A 3125-nucleotide genomic window follows, 5' to 3' on the forward strand; every position below is an offset into this window, starting at 1 on the left:
TTCCTCGCCGCCGCCGTCCTCGCGCTCGCCCTCGTCCGCAACCGGCCGCACCGGCACCAGCCGGCGTCCGACGACCGCGGGTGACCCCGGCCGGTGGGCCGATCAGGTGGTGGCCACCAGGGTGAGCACCAGGCCGGCGGCGGCGAGGTAGGCGGCGGCGATGACGTACGGAAACTCGTTGGGCAGGTCCGCTGCGGTCATGAGGACGCCGAGGGGCGCCGCCGTCACCGGGTTCAATGCCGGCGGCCGTGAGCGCGATCGCGACGAGGGTGAATGCTCCCCGTCGCAGCCAGAGCAGACCGTCGCTGACCGCTGCCGCGGTGGCGTCGGCGCCGACTCGGACCTCGGCAGCAGCCCGCAGGACCCGACACCTCACATGGTCGCCTCTGCCGCCGTCGCCGCCCTCCACCGCTCCGCCATGACCGGCGACCAGTTCCACTGGAACACCGAGCACCCCGAGCTCACCATCGCGCACTTCGACCGGGCCCTGCGCTTCATCCAGCACGGCCTCGACGGCCTGCGCCGCGACGATCATCCTTCCGCCTGAGCGGTGCCCGGCTGCCGCGACAACGGCCACCACGCGCGGCGGGACACGGCCTCGTCAGGATCAGGGCCGAGGGGACCTCCAGCAACTGACTGATCAGTCAGCCATTGCGTCGATCCGCGCCGCGCGGCGAAAAATCTTCCTACCATCGGGACGGACCACCACGACGCCCCAACCGCAGGCAGTCGTCCCCCGAGGGTCGGTTCCCCGGCCGTCGTTCCAACGCTTCTGGACGTCGCTGACGAGGAGATACCAGTGGATGTGGACCGCGGCACCTCGATCATCCGCCACACGGTGAGGCAGACCATGTCCACCATCGGTCGGGATCCCACCGCCCCACCGGTCTTCGCCGAACACGCCCAGGCCGTCGGCGCGCTGCTCAACGACATGATGACCTCCGTCGTGACCGGCGACACCTGGCCCGGACCCCTCGTGCTCGTGTCCCTGTGCAGGACACTGGACATCGACCGCGCGGGGCTGGACCTGCTCGCGCACCACACCCTCACCGCGCTGCTCGCGCAGCAGCCCGGCCCGGAGGCCCTGGTGCGTACCGGAGCCACCTTCGCCGCCGCGACCTGTCACCTACCTGGTGCGGATGCCTCCAATCCGAACCCGCACCGTGCCGGGTCGGCCCGAGCGGCCGCCGCCCGATCCGGGTCGCACCTGCCCATGCCGCCCACGTGGGCCTGCAGCGGCTGCGCCCAGGAATGGCCCTGCGCCAGCAAACAGAGCCAACTTCTCACGGAGTTCGGCGGAACCGGGCCCGCGCTCGGGATCTACCTCGGCTCCTGCTTCAGCGCGGCCCTGTTCGACCTGCCCCGGGCCGACAGGCAGGACCTACGAACCCGCTTTCTCGGCTGGCTGCCGCGGGAGAACCTCCAGGGCACCGATCGTCACCGCTGAAATCCCGCCCCAACCGTCGTGAGCCCGGCAGTGCCGACGGGCCGCCTGGCGCGTGCGCGCCCTCGACGGCCCGTCGTCGTCAGGTGTCGTCAACCGTTGTCGATCAGGCTGGCGATCTGGTTGTAGATCAGGTGCGCCTTCGCGCCCTGGTTGGACGGACAACCGCCGAGATGGTGCAGGGCGATCACGCGGTGGCTGGCGTTGAGCACCGGCGAGCCCGAGTTGCCGCCGGAGGTGTCACAGCTGTAGCTGATGTTCCAGGTGTTGTAGTTGGCGTTCTTCACGGTGCAGGTCGTGCCGCCCTGGGTGTTCTCGTAGATGGACAGTCGCTTCGGGCTGCCGTCGCCGTGCCCCGGGATGTACATCCGCGTGCCGGTGCTGGTGGCGGTCGTCGCCAGGTACAGCGTGCCGTACCCCTGAATGCTGGTGAAGTTGTTCACCGAGTACAGCGCGTAGTCCAGCTCGCCGGACCCACCGCTGCTCACCTTGTAGAGGGTGGCACCGCTCACCTTGGTGCCGGGGCCGGGATTCGCGCCGCCGCAGGTGGCGCACTGGTAGTTGAACTGCATCTCACTGCCGCTGACGGCGGCCTGCGTCGAGAAGCAGTGCTTGTTGGTCAGCATGCGGTTGGTGTTGCCGACACGCCAGGTGGTGCACAGCCCGCCGCCGCTGATCAGCAGCCGCGCCACCGCCCGGCCCTGCGCGTACTCGCTGGGGTGGCTGGCCTGGTAGCAGACCACGTCGCGGCGCGCGTCGGTGCTGCAGACGGACTGCGTGGAGAGGTTGTGCTGGGTGATCTCGGCGCGGTCGTAGCCGCGCCAGAACCGGTCGATGGTCGCGGCGCTGCCCCGGGAGCGGCGGTTGCTGTGCAGGGTCACCACCGCGGTGTCACCCTCGACCGACATCGCCCAGAAGCCCGGCTGTCCGTCGGTGGTGTAGTCCGAGCCGGTCGCCCGGTTCAGGTGGCGGTCGTACCGGTAGCTCTCCCGGCCGTCGGGGCTCGACACGGTCACATGGTCGCCGGGCGCCAGTCTCAGTGCGCTGAAATGCACCTTGACGTACGCGGCGCCGGGATGCCGGATGATCTGTGTCCGGCCGTTCCGGGCGTAGGACAGCGAGCTGTCGACGGTGCGGAGTTCGCCGACCGTGGGGACACCCTCCACCGAGAACTGACGTGACTCGGGTGCCCGCTCCGACTTCGGCGCGAGGGGTTGACCCGAGTACGCCTCGGCGGCGGGGATCGACAGCAGGCTCAGCCCGAGTGTGCAGGCGCCGAGCGCGACAGCCGCCGTTCGCAGGCGGCGTAGAGCATTCTTCATCGTCGCTCCTCCCGAGGAACCAGCACCCAGGCGTGCTTGCAGCCTTCATACACCTTTGAGCGTTACATGTAAATCTATCTATGTCTTGGATTGCTGAGGGTGCGGGCAAAGGCGTTCGACGCTGGTTCATCATCGGTCACCGGAGCGCGATCGTTCCGCAGCCGGCCCGGAGAGGCCGCGCGGTCAGCCCCGCGCGGCCAGGGCGAGGACGTCGCGCGCCACGGGCAGCGCGGCCTCCCGGTGCGCCGGGACGAGCCCGATGCGGGTACGCCGGCCCTCACGGACCAGGGCCTGGGCCAGGACGGTCGCCGTCGTCGTGCCGTCACCGGCGACGTCGTCGGTCTTCTTCGCGACCTCCT

The 3125-nt window shown here is 70.0% G+C and carries 3 protein-coding genes and 1 pseudogene; 2 read left to right on the forward strand and 2 right to left on the reverse strand.

Annotated features, from left to right (window positions below):
* Positions 1-199: 199 nt before the first annotated feature.
* Together AB0I76_RS26060 and AB0I76_RS26065 are read left to right on the forward strand one after the other, a co-directional pair.
* Positions 200-547 carry a hypothetical protein gene (locus tag AB0I76_RS26060; RefSeq protein ID WP_357040605.1) on the forward strand — a complete coding sequence of 116 codons (348 nt, stop codon included), beginning with the start codon at positions 200-202 and terminating at the stop codon, positions 545-547.
* Between the two features lie 252 nt (positions 548-799).
* Complete coding sequence (locus tag AB0I76_RS26065) at positions 800-1447, forward strand: hypothetical protein (protein WP_357040608.1); 648 nt, start codon at positions 800-802, stop codon at positions 1445-1447.
* 89 nt (positions 1448-1536) lie between these two features.
* On the opposite strand, the gene AB0I76_RS26070 is transcribed toward AB0I76_RS26065, so the two are convergent.
* Together AB0I76_RS26070 and groEL are read right to left on the reverse strand one after the other, a co-directional pair.
* Complete coding sequence (locus AB0I76_RS26070; RefSeq protein ID WP_357040611.1) at positions 1537-2766, reverse strand: serine protease; 1230 nt, start codon at positions 2764-2766, stop codon at positions 1537-1539.
* Positions 2767-2949: 183 nt separating this feature from the next.
* Positions 2950-3125: pseudogene (gene groEL, locus AB0I76_RS26075) on the reverse strand (chaperonin GroEL); the annotation flags it as partial.

It is taken from the genome of Micromonospora sp. NPDC049799 (assembly GCF_040656655.1).
In the GTDB taxonomy this organism is placed as follows: domain Bacteria; phylum Actinomycetota; class Actinomycetes; order Mycobacteriales; family Micromonosporaceae; genus Micromonospora.

Excerpts from the sequence above, each read along its gene's own strand:
- AB0I76_RS26070 (WP_357040611.1), bottom strand. The coding sequence starts at position 2,766 with ATGAAGAATGCTCTACGCCGCCTGCGAACGGCGGCTGTCGCGCTCGGC.
- AB0I76_RS26060 (WP_357040605.1), top strand. The coding sequence starts at position 200 with ATGAGGACGCCGAGGGGCGCCGCCGTCACCGGGTTCAATGCCGGCGGC.